This window comes from Sphingomonas leidyi, assembly GCF_011761945.1.
GTDB classification, from domain to species: domain Bacteria; phylum Pseudomonadota; class Alphaproteobacteria; order Sphingomonadales; family Sphingomonadaceae; genus Sphingomonas; species Sphingomonas leidyi.
In genome coordinates this window covers 47,243-70,615 of sequence record NZ_JAASQV010000006.1, presented here as the reverse complement: position 1 = coordinate 70,615, position 23,373 = coordinate 47,243, and the positions used below count along the sequence as shown (strand labels likewise).

The 23,373-nt window shown below is 63.6% G+C and carries 27 protein-coding genes and 1 pseudogene; 9 read left to right on the top strand and 19 right to left on the bottom strand.

The window, feature by feature from the left end; all coding sequences use genetic code 11:
• Nucleotides 1-3 precede the first annotated feature (3 nt).
• From FHR20_RS20705 to FHR20_RS20690, 4 genes are all read right to left on the bottom strand, one after another.
• Nucleotides 4-807, bottom strand: coding sequence for a type-F conjugative transfer system secretin TraK (locus FHR20_RS20705; RefSeq protein ID WP_126001920.1), 804 nt, complete (start codon nucleotides 805-807; stop codon nucleotides 4-6).
• On the bottom strand, nucleotides 804-1,370 hold the full coding sequence (locus FHR20_RS20700) for a type IV conjugative transfer system protein TraE (RefSeq protein WP_126001921.1): 567 nt from the start codon (nucleotides 1,368-1,370) through the stop codon (nucleotides 804-806). The genes FHR20_RS20705 and FHR20_RS20700 overlap by 4 nt, the downstream gene beginning before the upstream one ends.
• Before the next feature lies 1 nt (nucleotide 1,371).
• Nucleotides 1,372-1,662, bottom strand: coding sequence for a type IV conjugative transfer system protein TraL (gene traL, locus FHR20_RS20695; protein ID WP_010339788.1), 291 nt, complete (start codon nucleotides 1,660-1,662; stop codon nucleotides 1,372-1,374).
• Nucleotides 1,663-1,723: 61 nt separating this feature from the next.
• Nucleotides 1,724-2,044, bottom strand: a complete 321-nt coding sequence (locus FHR20_RS20690; RefSeq protein WP_126001922.1) for a TrbC/VirB2 family protein — start codon at nucleotides 2,042-2,044, stop codon at nucleotides 1,724-1,726.
• A 381-nt stretch (nucleotides 2,045-2,425) separates the two neighbouring features.
• On the opposite strand from FHR20_RS20690, the gene FHR20_RS20685 reads away from it, so the two are divergent.
• Nucleotides 2,426-2,890, top strand: a complete 465-nt coding sequence (locus tag FHR20_RS20685; protein WP_206431192.1) for a hypothetical protein — start codon at nucleotides 2,426-2,428, stop codon at nucleotides 2,888-2,890.
• A gap of 102 nt (nucleotides 2,891-2,992) precedes the next feature.
• Entirely contained in the window at nucleotides 2,993-3,580 is a 588-nt protein-coding gene (locus tag FHR20_RS20680) for an XRE family transcriptional regulator (RefSeq protein ID WP_206431193.1), read from the top strand.
• Here FHR20_RS20680 and FHR20_RS23090 read toward each other — a convergent pair.
• Complete coding sequence (locus FHR20_RS23090) at nucleotides 3,567-4,547, bottom strand: lytic transglycosylase domain-containing protein (RefSeq protein WP_277600216.1); 981 nt, start codon at nucleotides 4,545-4,547, stop codon at nucleotides 3,567-3,569. The two genes, FHR20_RS20680 and FHR20_RS23090, sit on opposite strands and share 14 nt — an antisense overlap.
• A gap of 108 nt (nucleotides 4,548-4,655) precedes the next feature.
• On the opposite strand from FHR20_RS23090, the gene FHR20_RS20670 reads away from it, so the two are divergent.
• Complete coding sequence (locus FHR20_RS20670; RefSeq protein ID WP_126001923.1) at nucleotides 4,656-5,951, top strand: hypothetical protein; 1,296 nt, start codon at nucleotides 4,656-4,658, stop codon at nucleotides 5,949-5,951.
• A 12-nt stretch (nucleotides 5,952-5,963) separates the two neighbouring features.
• Here FHR20_RS20670 and FHR20_RS20665 read toward each other — a convergent pair whose 3' ends face one another.
• Complete coding sequence (locus tag FHR20_RS20665) at nucleotides 5,964-6,302, bottom strand: hypothetical protein (RefSeq protein WP_341786490.1); 339 nt, start codon at nucleotides 6,300-6,302, stop codon at nucleotides 5,964-5,966.
• A 502-nt stretch (nucleotides 6,303-6,804) separates the two neighbouring features.
• Between FHR20_RS20665 and FHR20_RS20660 the strand changes: the two genes are divergently transcribed.
• Complete coding sequence (locus tag FHR20_RS20660; protein WP_126001924.1) at nucleotides 6,805-7,215, top strand: hypothetical protein; 411 nt, start codon at nucleotides 6,805-6,807, stop codon at nucleotides 7,213-7,215.
• A 67-nt stretch (nucleotides 7,216-7,282) separates the two neighbouring features.
• Here the strand turns inward: FHR20_RS20660 and FHR20_RS23260 are convergent, their stop codons facing one another.
• The 3 genes from FHR20_RS23260 to FHR20_RS20645 all read right to left on the bottom strand — a co-directional run bounded on the left by FHR20_RS23260 (nucleotide 7,283) and on the right by FHR20_RS20645 (nucleotide 9,014).
• Complete coding sequence (locus FHR20_RS23260; RefSeq protein ID WP_126001925.1) at nucleotides 7,283-7,630, bottom strand: winged helix-turn-helix transcriptional regulator; 348 nt, start codon at nucleotides 7,628-7,630, stop codon at nucleotides 7,283-7,285.
• 401 nt (nucleotides 7,631-8,031) lie between these two features.
• A complete protein-coding gene (locus tag FHR20_RS20650) occupies nucleotides 8,032-8,775 on the bottom strand; it encodes a methyltransferase family protein (protein ID WP_126001926.1) in 744 nt (247 codons plus the stop codon).
• The gene (locus tag FHR20_RS20645; RefSeq protein WP_241213494.1) at nucleotides 8,772-9,014 is read right to left on the bottom strand and encodes a DUF2933 domain-containing protein; all 243 of its coding nucleotides are present in this window, start codon (nucleotides 9,012-9,014) and stop codon (nucleotides 8,772-8,774) included. The genes FHR20_RS20650 and FHR20_RS20645 overlap by 4 nt, the downstream gene beginning before the upstream one ends.
• A gap of 273 nt (nucleotides 9,015-9,287) precedes the next feature.
• Here FHR20_RS20645 and FHR20_RS20640 point away from each other — a divergent pair, with 273 nt between their 5' ends.
• The 5 genes and pseudogenes from FHR20_RS20640 (at nucleotide 9,288) to FHR20_RS20620 (ending at nucleotide 14,744) form a co-directional block, all read left to right on the top strand.
• Nucleotides 9,288-10,748: an MBL fold metallo-hydrolase RNA specificity domain-containing protein gene (locus tag FHR20_RS20640; RefSeq protein WP_206431194.1), complete on the top strand. Its 1,461-nt coding sequence runs from the start codon at nucleotides 9,288-9,290 to the stop codon at nucleotides 10,746-10,748.
• A complete protein-coding gene (locus FHR20_RS20635; protein ID WP_126001928.1) occupies nucleotides 10,745-12,283 on the top strand; it encodes a thymidine phosphorylase family protein in 1,539 nt (512 codons plus the stop codon). The genes FHR20_RS20640 and FHR20_RS20635 overlap by 4 nt, the downstream gene beginning before the upstream one ends.
• Nucleotides 12,280-13,164, top strand: a complete 885-nt coding sequence (locus FHR20_RS20630) for a ribose-phosphate pyrophosphokinase (RefSeq protein WP_062787958.1) — start codon at nucleotides 12,280-12,282, stop codon at nucleotides 13,162-13,164. The genes FHR20_RS20635 and FHR20_RS20630 overlap by 4 nt, the downstream gene beginning before the upstream one ends.
• 169 nt (nucleotides 13,165-13,333) lie before the next feature.
• A pseudogene (locus FHR20_RS20625) lies at nucleotides 13,334-13,530 on the top strand (hypothetical protein); the annotation flags it as partial.
• A 593-nt stretch (nucleotides 13,531-14,123) separates the two neighbouring features.
• A complete protein-coding gene (locus tag FHR20_RS20620; RefSeq protein ID WP_030541612.1) occupies nucleotides 14,124-14,744 on the top strand; it encodes a response regulator transcription factor in 621 nt (206 codons plus the stop codon).
• A 143-nt stretch (nucleotides 14,745-14,887) separates the two neighbouring features.
• Here the strand turns inward: FHR20_RS20620 and FHR20_RS20615 are convergent, their stop codons facing one another.
• From FHR20_RS20615 to atpD, 10 genes are all read right to left on the bottom strand, one after another.
• The gene (locus FHR20_RS20615) at nucleotides 14,888-16,654 is read right to left on the bottom strand and encodes an oleate hydratase (RefSeq protein WP_037448033.1); all 1,767 of its coding nucleotides are present in this window, start codon (nucleotides 16,652-16,654) and stop codon (nucleotides 14,888-14,890) included.
• 79 nt (nucleotides 16,655-16,733) lie between these two features.
• Nucleotides 16,734-17,582, bottom strand: coding sequence for a F0F1 ATP synthase subunit gamma (locus FHR20_RS20610; RefSeq protein ID WP_021245233.1), 849 nt, complete (start codon nucleotides 17,580-17,582; stop codon nucleotides 16,734-16,736).
• Nucleotides 17,579-19,111, bottom strand: coding sequence for a F0F1 ATP synthase subunit alpha (locus tag FHR20_RS20605; protein WP_306303067.1), 1,533 nt, complete (start codon nucleotides 19,109-19,111; stop codon nucleotides 17,579-17,581). Before FHR20_RS20605 ends, FHR20_RS20610 begins: the two co-directional genes overlap by 4 nt.
• Nucleotides 19,083-19,832 (bottom strand): F0F1 ATP synthase subunit B family protein, encoded by a 750-nt coding sequence (locus tag FHR20_RS20600; RefSeq protein WP_037448029.1) that lies wholly within the window; start codon nucleotides 19,830-19,832, stop codon nucleotides 19,083-19,085. The genes FHR20_RS20605 and FHR20_RS20600 overlap by 29 nt, the downstream gene beginning before the upstream one ends.
• Nucleotide 19,833: 1 nt before the next feature.
• Entirely contained in the window at nucleotides 19,834-20,076 is a 243-nt protein-coding gene (locus FHR20_RS20595) for a F0F1 ATP synthase subunit C (RefSeq protein WP_017501321.1), read from the bottom strand.
• Nucleotides 20,073-20,774, bottom strand: coding sequence for a F0F1 ATP synthase subunit A (locus FHR20_RS20590; RefSeq protein ID WP_021245230.1), 702 nt, complete (start codon nucleotides 20,772-20,774; stop codon nucleotides 20,073-20,075). Before FHR20_RS20590 ends, FHR20_RS20595 begins: the two co-directional genes overlap by 4 nt.
• Nucleotides 20,771-21,037 (bottom strand): ATP synthase subunit I, encoded by a 267-nt coding sequence (locus FHR20_RS20585; protein WP_017501319.1) that lies wholly within the window; start codon nucleotides 21,035-21,037, stop codon nucleotides 20,771-20,773. Before FHR20_RS20585 ends, FHR20_RS20590 begins: the two co-directional genes overlap by 4 nt.
• Nucleotides 21,034-21,309 carry an AtpZ/AtpI family protein gene (locus FHR20_RS20580; RefSeq protein ID WP_021245229.1) on the bottom strand — a complete coding sequence of 92 codons (276 nt, stop codon included), beginning with the start codon at nucleotides 21,307-21,309 and terminating at the stop codon, nucleotides 21,034-21,036. Before FHR20_RS20580 ends, FHR20_RS20585 begins: the two co-directional genes overlap by 4 nt.
• Nucleotides 21,306-21,716 carry a F0F1 ATP synthase subunit epsilon gene (locus FHR20_RS20575; protein WP_037448025.1) on the bottom strand — a complete coding sequence of 137 codons (411 nt, stop codon included), beginning with the start codon at nucleotides 21,714-21,716 and terminating at the stop codon, nucleotides 21,306-21,308. Before FHR20_RS20575 ends, FHR20_RS20580 begins: the two co-directional genes overlap by 4 nt.
• Nucleotides 21,713-23,125 carry a F0F1 ATP synthase subunit beta gene (atpD, locus tag FHR20_RS20570; protein ID WP_037448022.1) on the bottom strand — a complete coding sequence of 471 codons (1,413 nt, stop codon included), beginning with the start codon at nucleotides 23,123-23,125 and terminating at the stop codon, nucleotides 21,713-21,715. Before atpD ends, FHR20_RS20575 begins: the two co-directional genes overlap by 4 nt.
• Between the last annotated feature and the right edge of the window lie 248 nt (nucleotides 23,126-23,373).

Here is a 23,373-nt window from a genome sequence, read left to right as displayed (position 1 = left end):
GGTTTACCTCACGTTCTGGGAGACGAGGTAGGCCGTGGTGACCTTCCCCGGGGCGAGCCTGGGCTCGGCGATCGAAACGGCGAGCGCGCTGGCCGGCGCGACCGTGCGTTCCGTCAACTCGGTCGGTGCATCGCCGGTGTTCTCGATGCGCAGCACCTTGCCGGTGAGGTCCTGGCCGCGATATTCCGCGATCATCTGGACCTTCAGCTTGCCCACGTAGACCGGCTTCAGGGCCCGTTGGCGCATCTCGTAGCCGTCCGCGACGCTATTCGAGTACATGGCCTGAACAAGCTCGACCGCCGCATCCTGCGGGCCGGCAGCGACCTGCTGTGGCGATGCCTCGGCCGCCTTCTCTTTGGCGATCGCGGGATTCGACACAAACACCTGGGCGGCCTGATCTCCGGCGATCCGGCACACAAACTTGTAGACGTAGCCACGCTTGGTGGTGCCGAAGAACGACAGCGCCGGACGATTATAGCCCTCCGGCACGCTGAGGTAGATGTCACCGCGCACCGGCTCGTTTACGACCGAGAAGTCGTCCTGCGGGTTACCCGTCGAGATCTTCGACACGCTAGCGAACTCGTCCTCGACGAGACTGATGCGGGTCAAATCCTTGGCGGACGCCTGGCAGTCCACCTGCGCGCTGTCAGCGGCCATGATCGTCTGATCGGCCCACGCCGGCGGCGCGAACAGGAAGACCGCAAGCGTCACCAGGCAAGCGCCGATCATCCGGCTCAGGATGCAACTGATCCGAGACATGAGGATCGTGCCAGCTGCGGCGCTGCCTAAGGCATAGATAGCCGTCATTGATCTTGCTCCTTGCCGATACGGACCATGCCGAAGCCGATCAGGCGCAGAGACAGGCCCTGGTACTCCCAGTCGTAGCGGAAGGTCCGGCGCTCATTCGAAATCACCTTGTTTCCGACGATGGTGTGGAGCTCCCCGGTCACCTCGGACCGAAGGTTCTTCGGATCGATTTCCATCGACTGGATCGTGAAGAACTGTGAAATCGAAGAGCCACGCTGCTCGTTGACGATCTTGAGAAGATCGCCCTTGATCTTGCCCTGGGCTCTCGGCGCGGTGATCGCGAGTACCGAGTTCATCCAATATTCGAGGTTCTGCGGGCTCCGGTCGAGCGTGAGCACGACGACGTCACGCGTGATCATCTCGAGATATTCTCGGGACACGCCGGCGCTGCTGACCGTCACGGAGGAGCGAAGAACGGGTTGCAGCACGATCTCGCGGTCGCGCGAGATGCCGAACAGGAGGAGGAGCGCCGTCAGCCCAGCGAGCCCCACTGCGACAATCACCAACAGGTTGCGCTGCTTCAGAACGCGCTGGTTGTGCGCATGGCTGTACGAAAGGTCCATCTTACCCCGCCATCAATCGGAGGTACGAGGGTGGCGTGGCTCTCAGGCCGGTGAAGCCGGCCGGAAGATGCCAATAGGCCAAGTGAAGCAGCCAAGATGCTGCACGACCCGCTTTCGCTTTCTTAAGTCCCCACCAGCCGGCGAACGCTGCCGCCATGCCAATAAGGATGTGCTGGGTCATGATCCCCCAGACGAAGGGAATTACCATCGCCAGGAACTCATCCAGGGTCCACAGCCCGATCAGCTCGGGATCGTCCAGATGAGATGGGATCGCATACTTGTCTGCGGCCATTGCACCACCCTCCCCGCGAGCGCGACCGGGGCTGCCACCCCAACCGAGCCGTGCGGATGCTTCAGATCGTCGCCGTCACCGTGGAGGTGACGATCGGAATGCCGGTCCCGGCGCCGACGCCGACGCCGACCGGAATTGCGATCTGGCCCATCGAAAAGCGGCCCGATGCCAGCGCGACGATGCCGCCGGCGAGCGACAGGACGGTAATGATCTTGCCGCCCGACCCTTCGAGGAAGTCGGTGAACTTCGTCAGGGCGGTATCGAACGTGGTGTCAGCACCGGCGAAGGCCGGTCCGGCAAGGAGAAATAGCGCGATCACCAATGCGATGAGGGCGAGAACCGCCAGCTCCGCACGACCGCTGTACTTGAGGACAGTCTGCATCAGAGTTTCCCTTCAAACGGAACGCGACTGATCCGCGCCCAATCAAAAGGTGGTCAGGTCAAACGGCGGGCGGCAACGCACTTCCCCCCAGCCATGTTCGACTCGCGAAAGAATCTTGAACGGTTCAAGGAGGCGCCCCGCCTTGCGGGGCGGCACGCCCCTGCCTGCGGGGCACAATGCCCCAGACGTCGGGGCAAGCCGCCCCCTTTTCCGGGGCAGGCCACTTCCCGAGTCGGCATATGCGCTGATAATTGCCGTCATCGATGGCTCAGGTTAGATTCGCTAACCGGAGTCGGTGAATTCCCGTCGGCCGGGCAGAATTCTTGTCGACGATATGAGCACTCAAGACATGCTGATGAAGGACAGCCTGGTGCAGGTTCGATGACGGGAGATCAGTGCACGCTCGCGCTCAACATTTCGGAGCACCTGTTCAATCTGACGACGGAGAGCCTGCGCCTCCGCTCGAACGAGACCCGATGCTACCAGACCCTTGAGAGCCTGTTGGCGGAGCGTGTCCACTTACCTTGTGCGCTGGAGTCCCACGATCCGAAGACGATTCGTGATCATCTGTCGGCAATACCCACTACCGGTGATATCCGTATCAATCTCACAATCACGAAGTCGAGCGCAGACAGCCTCGATGCAGCAAAACGTCTTATTTCTGAGGGCTTAGGCTCTGAGATCAGCTTGGGCGACACCCTCTCGATCATGCTGTTTCTTTACATTGTCGATCAGAAGGCGGCGAAAATACTTCAGAGAATTGGGCTGGATAGTTCCGCTTGCGTCTCCTCCTCACAGCCCGCCGGCGACGACGATCCGCCAGATAACGTGGTCCCGTTCAGATAGTTAACGGCCACGCTGATCGTAACCGCACATCCATGCCGAGGGTTGATTAGTAGCTGCCCCTGTGTTTCGTTTCATACCGAACGTGCAACAGGAGACGGTAATTTGTCATCCTTTGCCCATATCGAGGCCTCGGACGAAGGCTGTTGTTCAGCCGGCGCCGATCAGCGGGACTTCATCCCGCTGATCCTTGAAGCGATGTCGGAGCATGGCATCGGACAGCGTAAGCTGGCGCTCAAGACAGGTATCAGCAAGACCCGCTTAGGACTGTTGCTTCATCATGATCCCGCCAAACGGGCAGCCATGTATCTATTTGAATTCCAGCAGATCCTCGACGCGCTGGACATCAATATCATCCAAGCCATCATCGCTGTAGAGACCTATCGCAATCCAAAGCTCTTCCTTGACGAGCGTTTCCAGACATCAATCGCGATGCTCGCGGAACTCTTCGAGGGTCTGCCGTCGATGCTGGTGGCTGCGCTCGACGAGATAGAGGGCATGGACGGGACCGAAGTGCGCAAGGAATGGGCTGGCCCGCTGCGGCAGGCCGTTGTGGAGAAACTGGTCAAGGAGGTGGGTGCGGTCATGGCGAGACGCGCTCATCTTGCCCACATATCAACGCTGAGCCTTCTGCTCTGGATGTCGGCAATGGCGACGGACTTGTTCGAGCCGCTGCTCCCTAATATAACGTGACCGTCGCCGCTCGGGCTATCGTCGGCCTTTGCATGCCCGACAAAGCCCTCACGTCCTGGGACAAATTCGGTGGCGTGAATCCCAGCAAGCGGCGCCAGTTAAGCAGGACGTTTTCGACGTAGGCCTGTGTCTCGGCGATCCTGGGCAAGGCTCCGTTCCTGATCCGCCCCGGACCGGCGTTATAGGCCGCCAGCGCCAGATGCACCTGTCCGAACCTGTCGAGTTGCTGACGCAGATAGAGAGCGCCACCGCGGAGATTTTGCTCGACATCATAGCGATTCACGCCAAGCCCCGCCGCAGTGTCGGGCATGAGCTGTGTCAGCCCAAATGCCCTTTTTGGGGAAAAGACGCCCGCGTCGTACCGGCTTTCTCTGATGATCATCGCGTCGAACAGGCCGACCGGTATTCCATATTCACAGGCGATGCTGCTCATCATCCCGTAGTAGCCGGACCGTCTCAGCTCGGTGCCTGCATCGAGAAACCCGGCAGGTTGATAGCCGTACGCGGGACAGCGAGCCGAAATGCGTCGGGGGGCGGTCGCAAATGCCGCCCCCCCGTTCATCCATTGTGGGATGGCAATCGGAGCAGCCGACAAGCCGGAATCGGTTGGGATCGTGGCGACGCCGACATGCGCGAATGGGTCTGAATCCCTTGTCTCGGTTGCGACCGGCAAAGCGGATGCAGCAAAGCTGCTGGCCATTTCAAAGGCTACCCAGCGCCGGCTCAGATCATGCGTTTTAAACGCGGGAGGAAGCGGTGCCGAAGCCAGCGTCTGGACGAGCTCGCCGCCATCCGGATCTGTCCCGGTCGTCAGCGGGATCCCGCCTTGGCGCTTGGTAGGCGCCGCCGCCGTCGACATCACGATGACTTCAGCCGTTCTCGAGGATTTTTCGCTTGGACGCGCACCCGCTTCCGTCGCGCACGATCCGCTGATCAGGGCAGCGCTTATTAGCAGTATCGCTCTCATAACGACCTCCGATTGACCAATCACCGAAGTGGAGATCGAACCGTTTCTTGTTGTCAACCGAGCCGAGCTGGGAAAGCATTTATCGACTATGCTTCGATTGGCAGCCTCATGTGGTTGATTGACCGACACAGCAGCGGGCTCGGTGGCGCCCGTATTCCCTTGCCCCCAACGCTTCAATCCGCGCTGATCCGCTGGTATGTCGGCGAAGGCTCACGCCAAGATGAGGATGCTGGAATCACCTTGGTGCAGCAGGCGCGCATCGGCGGCAAATGGCTTGCCTGCGACTGTCTCGGTGTCGATTGCACTCCGCCTGTTCTTACGCCGGCATTTCTATCGGAGGCTGAGACCTATTATCTGCGTCGCCTCACCAGCGCCAAACGACCGGAGCACGTCGCCACTTGCCCCTTCTTCCGCGACCAAGTCACCAACCGCATCACCCAGACCCGCAACCCGCTGACGCCGGCCGATCCCCCGGTCGGCTATTTTGAGGTGCTCCGCCCTGCGCCGGAGAAGCTGGCACAGCGCCCCGATAACGACGCGAGTGACGATCGCACGCGCAACGCGTCCATACCGCGGCTGGCAAGACTGCTCTGGCGCTTGATGAACAATGCTAGCCTGCACTTGGTGGCGCCATATTCGGAGGATACCGCCGAGCGGACGATCGGCGAGGAATTCAGGGCGCTTACGCGCGCGGCGGCAAAGATCGAGGTGGCGCCAGGCATCGAGCTGGGACGAGTGCTCTGGACACATGGGGACGCCCTGCACAGCAGAAGGGCCCTTGCCGGCATTCGCGAACTCGGCCGTCGATGGCCACGCGGACACGCTCCGCAAGGGTTTCTGGCCCTCTTTGCCAAGGCATTTCAGGGCTCGACAATCTTCCCGGCTGGTTCGGAGCCGATCGACGTCGCGAATCGCGTCCAGTCGCCCTCGGTGCGCGACAATTCGATCCACGGGCCGTATCTCGTCATTGTTGTAATAGGACAGTATCCAGAAGCTCACGGCTATGCGCCCCTGCGTGCCTATGCCCAACCAATCTATTCGGGCGTGCGGTTCATACCGGTCGAGAGCAATTTCGAGCGGGCCGTGCTGCAAGCGATTCTCCGCTCAAGGCGCGTTCTCGCACGCGGGGGCGTCGATCTGGCTCTCGAGAAGCCGATCTTTGATCGTCTGACCCCGCTCGGGGCCTGTCGGCCGGATTTTCTTGTAGAAGCGCGCTCGCAGGCGACGGGCGAAATCCGACAGCTTGTGATCCAGGCAATGCCTCGTAACGCTGGCATCGGATCGACGCCGGCTACGCAGCGGGCACTCGAGCAGATCGCCCCCGCCCTTCCGATCACCCCGAGGGATGTTGAGGATGATCAGGTCGCGCGGCTCATCGCCGAAGCGCTGCACCGACTTAACTAAGACTGCATGGCGCTAAGTCCACGACAATGTCGTGGCGAAGGCGCCCACAATTCCAAGCGTTACCGGGGTCGAAAGCAGGTAGAGCTTCTGCCATCGCCACCAGGTACTAGGGATGAAAAGGAGAAGGCCGCGCCCTGTAGTGAGCGTTGCCCACGCCTGCTCGCGGTAAAGTTGGACGAGAATGAGCCCCAGGGACATGATCATCGCGAGCGCGCAGCAGACCCCTGCCGCCGCATAGAGCGCGATCCAGTTGTGAAGTTCCACGGCCGAAAGATGTGCCACGATCCACAAATCTCCATCCGCTTTGCTTGTAACATTCGACGGAATGGTCTCGTTCCCGCCATCTTCCATGGCTCACAAACACCCTTCCCTTCACGAGGGGAAGCGACCGATAATGCAGCATCGCTCCAAATCGGAGACGATTTTCGGCGATCTCGGCCTGTACTCGGCCTACCACGGTCAGGAGCCTGAGGACCGTGCCAAGCCATCGACCATACACATCAACCGTTAAGGTATCATGCAGGTATCAGTGCTTGTTATCCTATTTCGTGGACGGGAACGCATCACGATTCACGACGACGGTATCAAGGCCTGGTCTGAGCTTGTTCAGTTTGTCGACGCTTCCTGGAGTGACAGTCATTCTACGGCGCCAATCTGCCCGCCCACCGCAGAGGAAGAGCGCGTACAACTATTCTTTTCCGAAACGGGCGCCTCCTACATTCTTGGGGAAGCCGATATTTCAGCGCTTGCAGCGCGCGTTCTGCCCATGAAAGACTAAGAGGTGCTGGCTCACCTGCACGGTCGATGACGGGCGTGGCGGTGGCCCTGAAACCTGTCTTTATTAGGATGTTCGATGTTCGCGTGCCTTATCATTGGCGACAGCATCGGTGTCGGAATGTCACGGGCGATCGGTGACCGATATGCCGGGCAATGTGATAAGCTGGTCGAGGAGCGGGCGACGGCCAGCCAGATATTGTCCTGGCGAACCCCGAACAAGTTCTACGGGACCACGCTGCTCGCTGTCGGGTCGAATGATGAGCCGAGCCGGCTGCTGGCACTCAAACTTACCAGACTTCGCCAAAATATTCCCACCCAGCGAGCGATCTGGATCCTGCCATATTCACGGACGCGCGCCTATCTCATAAACTCGATCGCGGTGACGTTTGGCGATGAAACCCTGGATCTTGCGCGCTTTCAATCAAAAGACCGCATCCACCCTGTCGATTATCGCGAGGTTGCGGCGGTCCTTCTCCCCGAGCGTTGAGTGACAGGCGGCGAGCATTCCGCAGGCGCGGCAATCGACTCCGATCCACGATGGAATCATCGGAGCTCTAGGTCTTGCCGAATACAGCGAGCTGTATTCTCCATTGCTCCAGATGTTGCAGCGCCGGTCGCAACCCATGTGCCAACGGCCCCAGTCCGTAAAGTTGATAGGAATCCGGTGGCGGCGAAGTCGTCCTCGAGACCAGACATGCCGCTTCCAGTTCCCTCAGGCGGACCGTAAGCACATTGGCGCTGATCCTCGGTATCTCTCGGCGAAGGCACGTGAAGCGGAGATCGTCTTTGCTCAGCGCTACCAGGATGTGCAACACCCAACGTGCACTCAGGGTTTGAAATATCGCGTCGGCTGCAGCGGGGTCTATTGATCGATGAACTTGGCTCTGTGACTCGATACCCATCCAATTACTCTCTTAACATCAAGGAGGCGGCGGGACTGCGCCAGATCTTCCGCGGCACCCGATCCTGGTGCGGCAGAGGGGCTGGTTATCCGCTACGGAAAAAGTGCTGAGACGAGAGTGCGAGCCGCGAGAGCGTTAGTTCCAACCGGAGGTTAAGGGCGCCTCGGCATGTGTTCATCCGGCTGACGGCGGACTGTTTCGGGGCGCGGGCGCACCTCTCGACGGCCGGCGCAACCCGAGTTTTGATGAACAACGTCGCATCGAAAGGCATAACAGATTTCCCTCCGTGCGATCCGCCGAAACGAGCGTGAGCCGCATCTCAAATCAACGTGCCGAGATGCGGTGGCCATCGGCGTAAGCTCCATCGCTCGAATGTAATACGCACCCCGACGCCCAACCCCTCAGCCTCGGCGCGGCCAATCGTGCTTTTTGGCTAAAGCCTGTTCCGCCCCCGATCGAGCCGCGCCTTGCCTCTCCATGGGCGTGCATGAACGGGAAGGACGCGCTGTCCGAGACATTAGCCGGGGAACGAAGGCTGGCACTCGTGCCATATAGTCGCGATACTCACTCCCGAATTCTGCGAGCGCCGCCTTCTCTTCATGCCGGGCTAGCCGGATGTACATCACGACCAGCACGGGGAACATGGCGAGCGTCAGTAACGTCGGCCATTGCAGCAGGAAACCGAGCATCACGAGGATGAACCCGATATATTGCGGATGGCGGACCCTGGCATAGATTCCCGTCGTCGCGAGCTTGTGAGCGCGCTGGGCTGCGTGAAGCGGCGCCCATCCGGCCGAGATCAGCCAGAAGCCCGTGCCGATCAGCACGAAGCTGGCAAGATGGAACGGGCCAAAATGCGGGTTGACCCTCCAGCCGAACATCATCTCCAGGAGGTGGCCGGCATCGTGGCTCCACCAGTCGACGCCGGGGAAACGCGACTGGAGCCACCCCGACAGCAGGAAGATGGTGAGCGGGAAGCCATACATTTCTGCGAAGAGCGCGACGATGAACGCACTGAACGCGCCGAAGCTGCGCCAGTCGCGCCGCGTTGCCGGCTTGAAGAAGCTGAACGCAAAGAGGATGAAAACGGCGGCATTGACCAGCGCGAGCCCCCACAGACCATAGCCATAGTCGGCGTGCGTCATCGCGGCTCTCCTTCGATGCGGCCGTTGGGATTGGCCGGCAAGCCGGCGGGTGCCTGACCGGCCTCATGGCCATGCTGATGCCCACCATGGCCGTGGTGCATGAACAGGTGCATGAGCGGGCAGGCGAGCAGGATGAGATAGGGCAGCACACCCAGGAAGTGCGCGGTGTGCTCGGTGAGGAGAAAGAAGCTGGCGACGAGCAGGAAGCCGATCAGAACGATCTTGCCGCGCTTGCGCATGCGATGGTCATGTTCGCCCATATGCCGTCCTCTTCTGGTCAACGTCCAGCCAGCATAGGCTCGAGTCCAAGGAGCAAGGTATAAGTAGAGACCGAAGTCCGCCGGGCATCGCGCAAGCATGGGTAAGGTGATCGATCGGATCGGCCACCGGCGTTCGCGCGACGCAGCTGTCGGGGAGCAGCAGTCGTGCTGCGGCTTTTGCGTATAGGCGTGCGGCGTCCGCGAACCAATGCTGCGCTCACGAACATAATCGTGAGAGGCAGGCCCGCGTCCATGCACAAGAGAAAGAAACGGCACTATTCCCGCAACCAGTCCGGCGTGACCGTCCTTGAGCGCGAAGCAAGGATCGATCTGGCCAAGCGCCCGGCCGATGGTCTCGGCGTCGCCTTTCTCGGCGGATCGGGAACGGTCACAGGGTCGCGTTATCTGGTGGACGATGGTGAAACTCAGATCGTTGTCGATTCCGGCCTGTTTCAGGGACCCAGGGATCTGCGCCGCCTTAATTGGGCGCCAATTCCACCCGAAGTCGCGGATGTCGGCCAGGTCCTGCTGACCCACGCTCATCTCGATCACTCGGGGGCGCTGCCGCGCATGGCGCGCCTGGGCTGGGACGGTACCGTCCTTGCAACGCGGGCGACCGCGGCCCTGTGCGAGCTCCTTCTTCCCGACAGCGGCCATCTGCAGGAAAAGGATGCGGAGTTCGCCAACCGGCACGGCTTCTCAAGGCACCAGCCGGCGCTGCCGCTCTACACCCAGGCCGACGCGCGTCTGGCATTGCAGCTCTTCCGCCCGATCGAGTTCGGAGCGTGGCATGCAGTCACGGACGGCATCAGGGTGCGCTATCATCGCGCCGGCCACATCCTCGGCGCGGCGTCGATCGAGATCGACTGGAAGGGGCGGACAATCCTCTTCTCAGGCGATATCGGCCGTTACGGCGATGCGGTGATGAAGGATCCCGAGCCGCCCGCGCGCGCCGACTATGTCCTGGTGGAATCGACCTATGGCGATCGGCGCCACGAGCAGGTCGATCCGACAAAGACGCTTGGAGATCATGTCGAGCGATGCGTCGAGAGAGGCGGGACGGTGGTGATCCCGGCCTTCGCCGTGGGACGGGTTCAGTCGCTTCTCTATCATTTCTCGCGTCTGCGCGCGCAGGGACGCCTCCGCGACATCCCGATCTTCCTCGACAGCCCGATGGCGATCAACGCGAGCGGGCTGATGTGCGATTTCATGGACGAGCATCGCCTGGCTCGCGCCGAGTGCGAAGCGGCGTGCAGCGTCGCGCACTATGTGCGCGAAGTGGAGGAATCCAAGGAACTCACCGCCAACCCCGCCCCCAAGGTCATCATCTCGGCCAGTGGAATGGCAACGGGCGGCCGCGTGCTCCACCATCTCAAGCGCTTCGCGCCGGATGGGAAGAACCTCATCCTCTTCTCGGGCTTCCAGGCGGCGGGCACCCGCGGCGCCGCCATGATCGGCGGCGCCCGGACGATCAAGATCCACGGCGAGTATATCCCGGTCGAAGCCGAGGTCGCCAACCTGACGATGCTCTCGGCGCATGCCGACAGCGACGAACTCATGCGCTGGCTCGGGTCGCTGCACGAGGCCCCGCGCCACGTCTATGTCACCCATGGCGAGCCGACCGGCGCCCAGGTCCTGGCGAAGCGTGTCTCGGAGGAACTGGGTTGGGCATGCAGCGTACCGGCGCTGGGTAGCTGGGGCATGCTCGCGTGAAGCCCGGGATCATCGAGGACGCCGAAGCAGAGCCTGTCGCGACGACGCTGCGGGCACGCCGCATCGGCCTGTCGGCTGCCGGAAGCGATCTGATCGCGGTCATGCGCCACGACTGTCCCGTCTGCCGCTCGGAAGGTCTTGCGTCCCGCGCGCAGGTCGCGCTGCGCGCCGGCGGGCGGGAAATCGTCGTCTCGCTGCTGCACAGCTCCGCGGAGACTCCAGCGCCCGGCGAGATCGGCCTCTCCGAATCCGCATGGCAGCGGCTCGGCGTCAGCGATGGCGATCCGGTCGAGATCGCGCACGCCCAGCCTCTCGCCTCGCTCGCCGAAGTGCGTCGGCGCACCTATGGCAATCGTCTCAGTGACGGGGCTTTTTCAGCGATCATCACCGACATCGCCGAGCGACGCTATAGCGATGTCCATCTCTCGGCGTTCGTCACGGCCTGCTCAGCGGTCCCGCTCGATACGGACGAAACGATCAGCCTGACCAGGGCGATGGTCGATGTCGGCGAGCGATTGCAGTGGCCCGGAACGGTCATCGTCGACAAGCATAGCGTCGGTGGCTTGCCGGGCAATCGCACCACGCCGATCATCGTCTCGATCATGGCCGCGGAGGGCCTGATCATGCCCAAGACATCGTCGCGGGCGATCACCTCACCGGCCGGCACGGCGGACACGATGGAGGTGCTGGCACCTGTCGACCTCGACGTTTCCGCAATCCGCAAGGTGGTCGAGCGCGAAGGCGGCTGCATCGCCTGGGGCGGCGCCGTCAACCTCAGCCCTGCCGACGATGTGATCATCGGCGTGGAACGGGTGCTCGATATCGATGCCGTCGGGCAGATGGTCGCCTCGGTGCTGTCCAAGAAAATCGCGGCCGGTGCGACCCATCTGGTCATCGACATCCCGGTCGGGCCGACCGCCAAGGTACGCGGCGCCGATGCCGCCGACACGCTCGAGCGGGCGCTGAGCTCTGTCGCCCAAGCCTTCGGGCTTCGCACGCGCGTGATGCGCGGCCCCGGCGCCGAGCCGATCGGACGGGGCATCGGTCCGGCGCTCGAGGCGCAGGATATCCTTGCCGTGCTCCAGGGGCAGCCGGGCGCCGAGGATCTCGCCCACCGGGCCTGCGAGCTGGCGGGAGGACTGCTTGAGCTCGCGGACGCAGCCCCGGCCCGCGAAGGTTATGCGCGTGCGCGGGCGTGCCTCGAAAGCGGCCGGGCCTGGGCCAAGTTCCAACGTATCTGCGAAGCGCAGGGCGGCATGCGGGCTCCACCGGTCGCCCGGTTCCAACAGGATATGATCGCTCCCTATAGCGGCCGCCTGGTGAGTATCGACAATCGCAAGCTCGCGACGGTCGCGAAGCTTGCCGGCGCGCCGATGGCCAAGGCCGCCGGCGTCGCGCTGCAGTGTCGGCTGAACCAGATGGTGGATGCCGGGGCTCCCTTGTGCACCATTCATGCCGAGAGCCCGGGCGAGCTCGACTATGCGGCGGCCTATGCGGTGAGCGACGGGCCGATCTTCGGGATTGAAGCGCTATGAACCGTCCCGTGCTGTTCGCGCTGTCTGGCAGCGAGGCCCTGGCACAGCCGCTATCCGCCGCGCTCGATGCAGAGGTCGGCACGATCGAGCATCGTCAGTTTCCTGACGGGGAAACCTATCTCAGGGTCGTAAGCGACATCAGCGACCGCGAGGTCATCCTGCTGTGCAGTCTCGATCATCCGGACGCCAAGCTGTTGCCGCTGCTGTTCGCAGCCGACACCGCGCGCGATCTGGGCGCTCGCAGGATCGGGCTCGTCGCCCCCTACCTCGCTTACATGCGCCAGGACATTCGCTTCCATCCCGGCGAGGCGGTGACGTCGCGAACCTTTGCCGCGATCCTGTCTCGCCATCTCGACTGGCTGGTGACGGTTGATCCGCATCTCCATCGCTATCATGCGTTGTCGGAAATCTACCGCATCCCGACCCAGGTCGTTCATGCCGCGCCGCTTCTGGCCTCGTGGATCAAGCGCAATGTCGCTCGTCCGCTGATCATCGGTCCGGACCTGGAAAGCGAACAGTGGGTCTCGCAGGTGGCGGCCGATGCCGATGCTCCGTTTCTCGTGTGCGAGAAAATCCGGTCCGGCGACCGTGACGTCACCATCTCGATTCCGAATGCCCCAGCGTTTCTCGATCGCCAGCCGGTGCTGGTCGACGATATCGCCTCATCCGGCCGAACCCTCGCCGAGGCGGCGCGCCAGCTGGTCGACATGGGGTTCACGCGACCGGATTGCGTGGTCGTGCATCCGCTTTTCGCCGGCGATGCAGCGCAAGTCCTGGGTGGGCTCGTCGAGAGGATCGTCAGCACGAACGCTGTTGCACATACTTCGAATGATATCGACGTGATGCCGGCGATTGCGGAGTCCGTTCGCCGCGGGATCTGAACGGTGCGCTGCGCGTCAGTTCTTCAGTACTCAATGCTCAATGCACGATGAAAACGAACGCCCGGCAAACGCCGGGCGCATTCCCATTCATTGAACCTAAGCGAGTCCGAACCAATCTTCCGGGAACTCCGCTTTCGGAGAAAGTCGCGGCAGGAAAGGAGGATATGTCATGTCGCACACACGCTCGTTCCTTTATCCCTTCATCGTTGCTCGGCACCCGCAGCTTGAGCCCGAAGTGAAGCCCGCCATCCTTGCATCCTGGGCGTCCGATCGCTCCGCCGTCGAGGGCCAACCGGCCCTCCGTCGCCCGCCAGCATCCCGGTGCCGGTCGACGATGTGATGGCAGCGCTGCGCTGGCTCGATCGCGCTGAGCGCGGCGCGGGCCTGGCATCCTTGGTTCGTCAGGAACAACCCGGTATCGGTGCCATCCTCGCCGGGAATATCGAAACTGCGACACGGAAGGCGGGCGATCTCTGCGATGATCAGCCTTCGATCTCACAACCCTATGATCACCGGTTCGTGCTGAATCGGATTCGCCGTGCCGTAGCGGCGCGCGAGCGGAGCTGCGATCCGCCCCGGACATCGGCGTTACGGCGCGCTGCTGACACAGAATAGCGATTATCAGCTTCTTGCCATGACAACATGACGCGTCGAGCTTAGGAGCAACCAGCGCGCTCATCCCCCAAGAGGCGTGCCCACTCCCGGCGGCAGCGTCTTGCGGCGCCTTGCCGCCGGGAGACCAGAGGGAGCGCCGCCCCGTTCGCAAGAGCGGTCATCTCGCAAAGTTCGGCACATGATGCCGGGTCGCTTACCCCCCTCTCGCCGAGCACCTGCCTTGCCTGTTGTGATGCGGCGGTATTTCGACCTTGACCTTGGACCATGGTCCTACCCGTAGAAGGTCTCCCCTTTGAAGCTGTGCCCGCTGGGGTGCGCAGCAATGCCAACACGTCCGGGGGGCCATGGAGAGCAAGCGCGTCGTTCATGTCATTGATGACGAAGAAACAATCAGGAAAGCTGTAGGATTCACATTAAGGACAGCGGGATTTGCCGTCGAGACCTATGGCTCGGGAGTCGACTTTCTGAAAATTGCAGATGAAGCTGAAAGAGGTAGCATCGTTCTCGACATGCACATGCCGGACATGAACGGTCTACAGGTTCAGGCAGCGCTGACGCAGATGGATATAAGCATGCCAGTCGTGATGCTGACCGGCAACGGAGACATTGCGCTTGCTGTCCAAGCGATGAAGGCGGGTGCTGTCGATTTCCTGGCCAAACCTATCGAACGGGCGCTGCTGCTCGATGCGATAGACCGAGCGTTCGCGCGCATCGACACGGCCGAGGGGCGCGCTCTCGAAGAAGCCGAGGCATGCCGACAGGTCGATCTACTGACACCGCGCGAACGGGATGTTCTCGAAGGCCTTGCGCAAGGCCTTCCGAACAAGACCATCGCCTATGATCTGGGCATTTCTTCACGGACGGTCGAAGTCCATCGCGCGAGCATCATGTCCAAGCTTGGAGTCCGTACCCTTGCCGAAACCTTGCGGATCGCCTTTGCGGCTGGAATGGGAAGGCCGCTGTAGGTAAAGGCGGCCAGGGCTGCTGCGGTTGAATCTCTGCGTGTCACCTGATGGCGCGGACATAGTGCCTGCCGGGATGCATCGACGTTGTTCATCAGCTTTTGGCGGAATTTTCGTGAGCCCAGGCGAAGGGTCGCGCTTGATTGCTATCGCGAAAGGAGATGAAACTCTTCCAACAGCTGGGCGATCTCTGTGCCTTCAAGCTTCTTCATCAACAGCTTGCGCAGGAAGGACGGGCCGGGAATGTCGATCCCTTTGCTATCCCTAAGCGGCCCGATTGCGGCCAGAAGCGTGCGGATATCATAGGTTGAGTTGAACACTTCCGGCACGCCGCGTTCGACCTTCATCAGGGTGTAGACGGCCTCCATCGGCGTGCGCACCGAATATTCCGTCGTGAAGATACAATCACGCTGCTTCGACTCGGCAAACTGGCCGACAAAGGCGAAGTTGACCGCGCCCTCGGGCACCACGTCCGGCCGGTCGCCGGCCTGGCGCGGCATGAAGAAGGCGGTGATGTAGGGCATCATCACCGGCACGGTCTTCGCCCCCGTCGCGGCGAGGCCGGGGATGTCCTCGACCGGCACGCCGAGATGATAAAGCCATTCCTGCGTGATCTCCTCGCCCGTGCAGTCCTGCATCGGCTTCTTCACATAGTCGCCCGGCCGGTCGACGAACAAGGCATAGAACCAGGCGACGATCTGGTCCTTCGGCTGTTTCCTGAAGTGGGGTTGCCGGCTGACCGTCCAGCTCAGCAGCCAGCTCGAGTCCTTGACCGTGACGATGCCGCCAGTCACCACCGTGCCGCTGAACGGATCGCGCCTGGCGATCTTGCGAATGTACGCCGGAATGCGCGCGTCGAGCGTGGTGATGGTCGCCGACGCCCATTTGGTTTCCGGGATGTGCGATCCGAACACGTCGGGACGACCAAAGGCCGGGTCCTTGGCCGCGATCCGGCGCCACAGGTCCCAGGCCGGCGCCGGCCCCTCATTCAGCCTGGCCGGTGTATGATGATCGCCATTGTCGGAATTTTCGGTCAGCGATCCGATGGTGATGAAGACGAGATCATCGGCGCCGAGATCGACGCCGCCTTCGACGCCGTTTTCGATCCAGGCAATCCGGGTCGCCTGCTTGCGGCCGGGCTGGATGTCGAAATCGACGTCGGTGACCTCGACGCCGTAGCGAAATCTGACACCGCGATCCTGCAACCATTTGACCAACGGCAGGACCATCGATTCATATTGGTTGTAGCGGTTGAACTTGAGCGAGGAAAAATCCGCCAGACTGCCGATATGGTGGATGAAGCGATGCAGATAGAGCTTCATCTCGAGCGCGGAATGCCATTCCTCGAAGGCGAACATGGTGCGCCAGTAGAGCCAGAAATTGCTCCTGAGGAAATCATCGCCGAAGACTTCGTTGATCCGCTTGTTCTCCATCTCCTCCCGCGTCGCGAGGAAGACGGAGATCAGATCTTTTTGCGCGCGACCGCCGAGTGTCAGCAAAGCCTTGTCGGGCACATCCTGGCCCTGGTTCTGCGTCACGCGTTGAAGCGAAAAATTGGGATCGTCCTTGTTGAGCCGGTAGAATTCGTCGAGCACACTCGCATCCTCGATCTCCAGCGAAGGGATCGAGCGATAGAGATCCCAGAGGCATTCGAAATGCTCCTCCATCTCGCGCCCTCCGCGGATGACGAACCCCTTTTCGGGGACGTCGAGGCCGTCGAGCGCGCCGCCGGGAACATGCAGCTCCTCAAGGATGGTAATATGCTCGCCGGCGACGCCGCCGTCGCGGATCAGGAACGCCGCGCCTGCCAGTCCCGCAAGACCCGAGCCGACGAACCAGGCCGTCTTCCTGTCAGCGCCCTCAGGTTTGCGGGGCCGCACGAAAGCTTCGTAGTTCCCGCTACTATAGTGCATGCTCAACTCCATCCTTGATCCCGACGACAATGGCGGTTCTGCGGTTTCTTGCTGAACAGCAGAAATGCCTGCCCTGCATTCATTCTCGCCGATGTCGCCCGCCGCTCAGTTCGACGACTTCACTGGTGATCTGATCCTGACGCGTGAGGCGCTCCTCGAGGCGCAGGGCCTCGCCCTTGCGATCGATGTGGCTGCGGGCGGTCGCCATGGTGCGCAGCCGTGCCTCATTCTCGGCGACGAACGTCTCGACCGCAGCCGCGCAGATGTGGGCGAAGACATATTCCGCGGTCAGGTCGCCGATAAGGTCCGCCGCGTTGATATTGACGAGCGGCGGCAAATCCGCCGTGGACGCGGGGAAAGTGTCGAGGTCGAGCGGCAGGAGGCTCGCGCGCACGATCGAGACGCCCTTGCCGCTGCTCCAGACCGGATAAGCCATGGTGATGGGCACCGCGCCGACCTCGTCCAGATAGTCGTACAGCGCGTCGATGATGCTTGTCGCGAGTGCGGGCAGCGCATCGGCCTTGCTCGGCATGCTCGCGCTCCATGCGATGCGCAGACCGCGCTCGGCCGCAAGCGTGGCCGTGCGCGCGCCAATCAGAAGAATATGCCTGTCCTGCATGTCGGCCGCGGCGCCGTCGAGCAGCTGCTCCGGAAAGGCCCCGGCAAAGCCTTGCTCCGCACCGAACAGGATAAGGCCGCCTCTCGCACCACCGACCGCCCGCGCCGGAAAACGCGCCAGTGGCTCGTCAAGGCGGCGCGCCTGGCCAATGGCGGTGCGGGCGGTCTCCGCATAGCGTCGCACCGCAGGCAGCAGCGCGCGCGCCTGATGCGCCCGCTGCGCGGCGATGCCCTGCATGGCGTTGACCACCGCACCGAGCTGGCGGACGGTCTCGATCCGCTGGCCGATCTCGGCGAGGCGATCGCTCATGATGCAGAACCGGCCGGCTGACTTTCGATCAGCGCTTTCACGGTCGTCATCAGAGCGGACCGCTGCGCGGTGTCGATCTGTCCAGTCCGCTCGATCTGCGCGCATAGATCGGGGACGTGATCGTCGATCCAGGCGGGCAGCCGCGTGCGGAGCGACGATATCTCCGAGACCGCCATGCCATCGAGCAACCCTTCGCCGAGCGCCACGACCAGCGCCACCTGGTCGACGACCCGTAGTGGACTCGACAGCGGTTGCACGAGCAAGGCGCGCAAGCGCTTGCCGCGTTCGATCTGGGCGCGGACACGCGGCTCGGGCTGCTCGCCGAAGCGGGTGAACATCTCGAGCTCGAGGAACTGCGCATAGTCGAGGCGCATGGTCCCGCTCGCGTCGCGCAGGACGCGAAGCTGCGTCTTGCCGCCGACCCGGCTCACGCTCGTGCCCACATCGATGGCGGGCTTGTGCCCCTGCGCGAACAGCTTCGCGTCGAGAATAATCTGACCGTCGGTGATCGAGATCAGATTGGTCGGGATATAGGCGCTGACGTTGCCGGCATCGGTCTCCGCGATCGGCAGAGCCGTGAGCGAACCGCCCCCCTTCTCCGTCGAGAGACGCGCCGCACGTTCGAGCAGGCGGGAATGGAGGAAAAAGACGTCGCCGGGATAGGCCTCGCGCCCGGGCGGCTGTCCGGTCAGCAGGGCGATCTCGCGATGGGTCGCGGCATGCTTGGTGAGATCGTCGAGCACCACCACCGCATGGCCGCCACCATCCCGAAAATACTCGGCCATCGTGAAGCCCGCGAACGGCGCGATCCATTGCAGCCCCGGCGCCGCGGCGGGGCTCGCCACGACGAAGATGGTGCGGTCCGGCGCGCCATGCCGCCGCACCTGGTCGACCACGCGCGCGACCGCCGAGCTTTTCTGGCCGATCGCGACATAGACGCAGATCATGTCGCTGGTGCGCTGGTTGATGATCGTGTCGACCGCGAGCGCCGTCTTGCCTGTGGCGCGGTCGCCGAGAATGAGTTCGCGCTGCCCCCGGCCGATGGCGAACATCGCATCGATTGCGAGCGTGCCGGTCTGCACCGGCTGGACGACGAGGTCGCGTTCGATGATCGCCGGCGCCGGCCGTTCGACAGGATCGAAGCGCCTGGCCCGGATCGGCGCGCCCCCATCGAGCGGACGGCCGAGCGGATCGACGACTCGGCCAAGCAATGCCTCGCCAACCGGCACGCGCACCACCTCGCCCGAGCCGGTTACGGTGTCTCCTGCCTCCACCTGGGCGGCATCGTCGAGCAGCACGCAGCCGATCCGGTCCCGGTCGAGCGTGTGGACGAATCCGGTCTGGCCCCGGGCGAAATAGAGCAATTCGTCGAGGCGCGCGTCCGGAAGGCCCGAGACCATGGCAACGCCGTCGCCGATCGATTCCACCCGGCCAATTGCATCGACACGCGGCCCGAGATTGGCGCGCGTGATGCAGCTCTGGGCCTGCGTCAGCCAGTCTTCAGGCGATCCGGGCATGATCGTCTTCATTGAGGCTCTCAACCATGGCGTCGAGATCGGCGCGCCAGCTGTTGCGCACGACGGCGTGGGGCGTGCGAAGCTCCGCGCCGGCGATGAGATCTGGATCGACTGCGAAGATCGGGGTCGCGGTATCCGGCAGGATTTCGGCAAGCGCGCGCGCTACCTGCGTCTGCAGATCGGCCGTCAGCGGCGCGGGCGTCGCGACGGTGACGGGCCCGGCGGCCGCCAGGCTGCGGCGATCCGCCTCGGAAAGGTCTCCGAGCCGCGCCTTGAGCGCGTCGACCATGGCCTGCACCGTCTGCTCGGGCGGGAGACGAGCGAGCAACGTGCCTGCCATCGAGGCGGCGAGGTTCGCTGCCTTTTCCCGCCACTGCGCCGCCACCCGCCCGCGTTCGGCATCGATCGCCGCATGGCCTTGCTCGACGACGGCGTCCGCCTCGAGCCTGGCCTGCGCGAGGAGGCGCTGGCGCTCCGCTTCGGCCTCGGTCCGGATCTCGGCGCGGCGAGCCGCCGCATCCGCGACGAAGCCGTCATTCTGCGTTTTGAGCGCCTGCGCTTCGGCCTGTGCCCGGTCCTTTGCCTCCCGCGCTTCGTCGAGCAGCGCCTGGGCCGATGCCTGGCGGGCAGCGATGGCATCCATCACCGGACGGAACAGGAAGCGTCCGAGCAGCCACACGAGGATGAGGACATTGACCGCCTGCAGCGCGAGCGTCCACCAGTCGATCCGCATGTCAGGCGAACGGGTTGGCGAAGAGCAGCAGCAGCGCGATCACGAGGCAGTAGATCGCCATCGTCTCGATCATCGCGAGGCCCACGAACAGCGTGCGCGAGACGGTGTTGGCGGCTTCGGGCTGGCGCGCGATCGCGTCCATCGCGGCGGCGACGGCCCTGCCCTGCCCGAGCGCCGGGGCGATTGCGCCGATCGAGATCGCGAAAGCGGCGCCGAGGATGCTGGCGAGATGGATCCAGTTCATGCGGGGGACTCCTGTTTGGATGGCGGGCGGGCGCCGTTCTCGCTGATAGCGCTCCCGATAAAGACCATGGCGAGCGCGCCGAAAATGTAGGCCTGGACCGCGCCGGTCAGCATTTCGAGCGCCATGAGCGGGATCGGGACGAGCAGCCCGGCGAGGCTCAGCACGACGCCGATCATGAAGACGCCGCTCATGACGTTGCCGAACAGGCGCACCATCAGCGAGAAGCTGCGGGTGAAGAGCTCGACGATATTGAGCGGGGCGAGCAGGATCGAGGGGCGCGCGAAGGTCGCGAGATAGGCCCTGGGCCCGAGCGCGCGGACGCCGAACCAGAGCGTCGCGCCGAAGACGATCAGCGCCAGCGCCGCGTCGGTTTCGAGGGTCGCGGTCGGCGGCTCGACGCCGGGGATCAGCGACGACCAGTTGGCGACCAGCAGGAACAGGAACAGCGTGCCGATCAGCGGCAGATAACGCTGCGGTTCCGCCTCCATCGTCTCGCGGATCTGGCCGGCGACGGTCTCGACGACCAGCTCGAGCGCCGCTTGGGCTCGGGTTGGGCGTAACGCAAGGCGGCGGGTCAGCAGCCAGCTTCCGATTGTAAGGAAGGCCATGATGCCCCAGGTCGTGGCGACCGGCTGGCTGATCGGCACCGGACCGATCGCGAACAGCACATGGCTTTCAAGTGGTGACGCGAATTTCATCGGGCGCCTCCGAGCCGGTGGAGCATGATCTGGCGCCCGCCCATGAAGCCGGTTGTTGCGGCAAGAAGCGCCGGCCACCCTTGCCGGCTGGCGATGACGAGAACCAGAATAGTGACGGCGAGACGCCCGAGCCTGAGCAGGATCGCGCGCGATGCCGGGCCGCCATGGGTGACGAGGTCGGCTTCTCTGGCGATGGCCGCGAAATGGGCGAGGCCGACCGCAAATCCGAGGGCCAGGAACAGGATGGGGGAGAGCTGGCTCATTGCCGGTGCATCCAGCGCCAGCCCGACCAGCAGCCGAGGGCGAGCCCGACGAGCAGGAGCGGCGCGGTCCAGAAGATGCCGCTATCCAGCCGGTGGTCGAGCCAGCGGCCGATCGCGAGACCGACCAGCGCGGGCAGGACGATCTGCCAGCCGAGCACGCCGATCTGGCCGAGATTGCGGGCGACGGAAGGAAGCCGCTGCGCAAGCCGCCGCCGTTCCGCGCGGGTCCGGATGGCTTCGACGATCGGCTGCTCGGGCTTGTCCGCGGTCACAGACCAAGCTCCCGGCCACCACCCTGCAGGGCCTCGACCATATGGCGGATCGCCTGCATCCTGAGCTTCGCCGACGCGGTCCGTTCGGATCGTTCGCCCTCGTCGCGCTCGCGGTAGCGCGCGAGCACGTCATGCTCGAGCGTTCCGAGGTCATCGCCGACATGGCCTTCGCGCGTCGCGACCGCGACCCCCGTGCCGTGGCTTACGGTCAGAATGCCGTTGCGCACCGCGCAATAGCCTGGAGCGCCATCGGCGCCCCGCCAGGAGACGATCGAGACGCCAAGCGCGGTCAGGAAATCGGCGTGGCCCGACAGGATGCCGAAACTGCCGCTGGCATCCTCGGCGCGAACCGACCTGACGTCCGTGTCGACGAGGATCGCGGTCGGATCGGTGATCCGCAGCTTCATGCGCCCTGCCCCACGCGAGAGCGTGCCTCTTCAATATCGCCTACCATGTAGAAGGCGCTCTCGGGCCAGTCGTCGGTCGCGCCGGCCAGGATGGCCGCGACGCCCTTCAGCGTATCGGCCAGCCCCACAGAACGGCCGGCTTGCCCGGTGAAGGCCTGGGTCACCATGAAGGGCTGGGTCAGGAAGCGCTGCAGCCGCCGCGCCCTGCCGACGATCAGCCGATCCTCGCGGCCCAGCTCCTCGATACCGAGCAGCGAGATGATGTCCTGGAGCTCGCGATAATGCGCGATCGTCTCCCGGACCTGCTGGGCGAGCGCGTAATGATGATCGCCCACGACCTGCGGATCGAGCAGGATCGACGAGGATCCCAGGGGATCGACCGCGGGATAGATGCCTTCGGCCGCCATGGCGCGCGAGAGCAGAATGGAACTGTCGAGATGGGCGGAGATGGCGGTGACCGCAGGGTCGGTGAAATCGTCGGCGGGCACATAGACCGCCTCGATCGCGGTCACCGCCGCTCCATGCACCGAGGCGATGCGCTCCTGCAGCGCGGCCACTTCGCTGGCCAGCGTCGGCTGGTAGCCGACGCGTGAAGGCATGCGTCCGAGCAGGCCGGAGACTTCGCTGCCGGCCTGGACGAAGCGGAACACATTATCCATGAGCAGCAGGACATTGCGCTTCTGCTCGTCGCGGAAATATTCGGCGATGGTGAGCGCGGTCAGCCCTACCCGCCAGCGCGCGCCCGGCGGCTCGTTCATCTGCCCGAAAACGAGCACGGTCTTGTCGATCACGCCCGAGCCGCGCATGTCCGTGAGCAGCTCATGGCCCTCGCGCGATCGCTCTCCGATGCCGGCAAAGACGGAAACACCTTCATAGCGCGCGACCATCGCGTTGATGAGTTCCATCACCAGCACGGTCTTCCCCACCCCCGCGCCCCCGAACATCGCCGCCTTGCCACCCTGGGCGAGCGGCGCGAGCAGATCGATGACCTTGATGCCAGTCTCGAACATCGCCGTCGCCGCGTTCTGGTCTTCGAGCGGCGGGGGTGCGCGGTGAATGGGCCTCAATGGAACATCCGGCCCAAGCGGCGCGCCGCCGTCACCCACCTGCCCGGTCGGCGTAAGGAGCCGCCCCAGAACCTTGTCTCCGACCGGGACCGCGATGGGGGCGCCCAAGGCCGTCACGCCGACATTACGAGCGAGACCGGAGGTCGGCTGAAGCGCGACGGCGCGGACGGTGCGGTCATCGATATGGCTCTGCACTTCCGCGACCAGCGGGCCTGACGATGCATCGACGCGCAGCGCTTCATTGACCGCGGGCAGCGGCCCTTCGTCGAACTCGACGTCGAGGACGGGACCGCGCAGCGCCGCAATCCGGCCGAGCCTGGCTATGGACGGTATCACGCCCATGCCGGTTGCCGGGTCAGACCATAATCATGCCCGACCGTGCCGCGATCATGACGGGACGGGTAGAAGTCGCTGCCCGCGGGCACGACATGGACGACAAGCCAAAAGTGCATTGGCTGAGCGTCGCAGGCAAGCCGCAGATTCGGCATACGTAGAGTTACCGATTCTCTCTGATTCAGCCTCGCCGAATAACGGCGGCGCGACGCGATGGGCCTCAGGCCAGGGCGCTATGCCCGATATGCCAGAGCTCA

What these genes read in the sequence shown, in the direction of transcription:
- FHR20_RS20600 (WP_037448029.1), bottom strand. Translation starts at nt 19,832, where the DNA reads ATGCGGATCGACTGGTGGACGCTCGCGCTGCAGGCGGTCAATGTCCTC.
- FHR20_RS20605 (WP_306303067.1), bottom strand. Translation starts at nt 19,111, where the DNA reads ATGAAGACGATCATGCCCGGATCGCCTGAAGACTGGCTGACGCAGGCC.
- FHR20_RS20590 (WP_021245230.1), bottom strand. Translation starts at nt 20,774, where the DNA reads ATGAAATTCGCGTCACCACTTGAAAGCCATGTGCTGTTCGCGATCGGT.
- FHR20_RS20700 (WP_126001921.1), bottom strand. Translation starts at nt 1,370, where the DNA reads ATGGACCTTTCGTACAGCCATGCGCACAACCAGCGCGTTCTGAAGCAG.
- FHR20_RS20610 (WP_021245233.1), bottom strand. Translation starts at nt 17,582, where the DNA reads ATGAGCGATCGCCTCGCCGAGATCGGCCAGCGGATCGAGACCGTCCGC.
- FHR20_RS20650 (WP_126001926.1), bottom strand. Translation starts at nt 8,775, where the DNA reads ATGACGCACGCCGACTATGGCTATGGTCTGTGGGGGCTCGCGCTGGTC.
- FHR20_RS20660 (WP_126001924.1), top strand. Translation starts at nt 6,805, where the DNA reads ATGTTCGCGTGCCTTATCATTGGCGACAGCATCGGTGTCGGAATGTCA.
- FHR20_RS20595 (WP_017501321.1), bottom strand. Translation starts at nt 20,076, where the DNA reads ATGAACTGGATCCATCTCGCCAGCATCCTCGGCGCCGCTTTCGCGATC.
- FHR20_RS20665 (WP_341786490.1), bottom strand. Translation starts at nt 6,302, where the DNA reads ATGGAAGATGGCGGGAACGAGACCATTCCGTCGAATGTTACAAGCAAA.
- FHR20_RS20690 (WP_126001922.1), bottom strand. Translation starts at nt 2,044, where the DNA reads ATGCAGACTGTCCTCAAGTACAGCGGTCGTGCGGAGCTGGCGGTTCTC.
- FHR20_RS20685 (WP_206431192.1), top strand. Translation starts at nt 2,426, where the DNA reads ATGACGGGAGATCAGTGCACGCTCGCGCTCAACATTTCGGAGCACCTG.
- FHR20_RS20640 (WP_206431194.1), top strand. Translation starts at nt 9,288, where the DNA reads ATGCACAAGAGAAAGAAACGGCACTATTCCCGCAACCAGTCCGGCGTG.
- traL (WP_010339788.1), bottom strand. Translation starts at nt 1,662, where the DNA reads ATGGCCGCAGACAAGTATGCGATCCCATCTCATCTGGACGATCCCGAG.
- atpD (WP_037448022.1), bottom strand. Translation starts at nt 23,125, where the DNA reads ATGGGCGTGATACCGTCCATAGCCAGGCTCGGCCGGATTGCGGCGCTG.
- FHR20_RS20705 (WP_126001920.1), bottom strand. Translation starts at nt 807, where the DNA reads ATGACGGCTATCTATGCCTTAGGCAGCGCCGCAGCTGGCACGATCCTC.
- FHR20_RS20645 (WP_241213494.1), bottom strand. Translation starts at nt 9,014, where the DNA reads ATGCGCAAGCGCGGCAAGATCGTTCTGATCGGCTTCCTGCTCGTCGCC.
- FHR20_RS20585 (WP_017501319.1), bottom strand. Translation starts at nt 21,037, where the DNA reads ATGAGCCAGCTCTCCCCCATCCTGTTCCTGGCCCTCGGATTTGCGGTC.
- FHR20_RS20615 (WP_037448033.1), bottom strand. Translation starts at nt 16,654, where the DNA reads ATGCACTATAGTAGCGGGAACTACGAAGCTTTCGTGCGGCCCCGCAAA.
- FHR20_RS23260 (WP_126001925.1), bottom strand. Translation starts at nt 7,630, where the DNA reads ATGGGTATCGAGTCACAGAGCCAAGTTCATCGATCAATAGACCCCGCT.
- FHR20_RS23090 (WP_277600216.1), bottom strand. Translation starts at nt 4,547, where the DNA reads ATGAGAGCGATACTGCTAATAAGCGCTGCCCTGATCAGCGGATCGTGC.
- FHR20_RS20575 (WP_037448025.1), bottom strand. Translation starts at nt 21,716, where the DNA reads ATGAAGCTGCGGATCACCGATCCGACCGCGATCCTCGTCGACACGGAC.
- FHR20_RS20620 (WP_030541612.1), top strand. Translation starts at nt 14,124, where the DNA reads ATGGAGAGCAAGCGCGTCGTTCATGTCATTGATGACGAAGAAACAATC.
- FHR20_RS20630 (WP_062787958.1), top strand. Translation starts at nt 12,280, where the DNA reads ATGAACCGTCCCGTGCTGTTCGCGCTGTCTGGCAGCGAGGCCCTGGCA.
- FHR20_RS20670 (WP_126001923.1), top strand. Translation starts at nt 4,656, where the DNA reads ATGTGGTTGATTGACCGACACAGCAGCGGGCTCGGTGGCGCCCGTATT.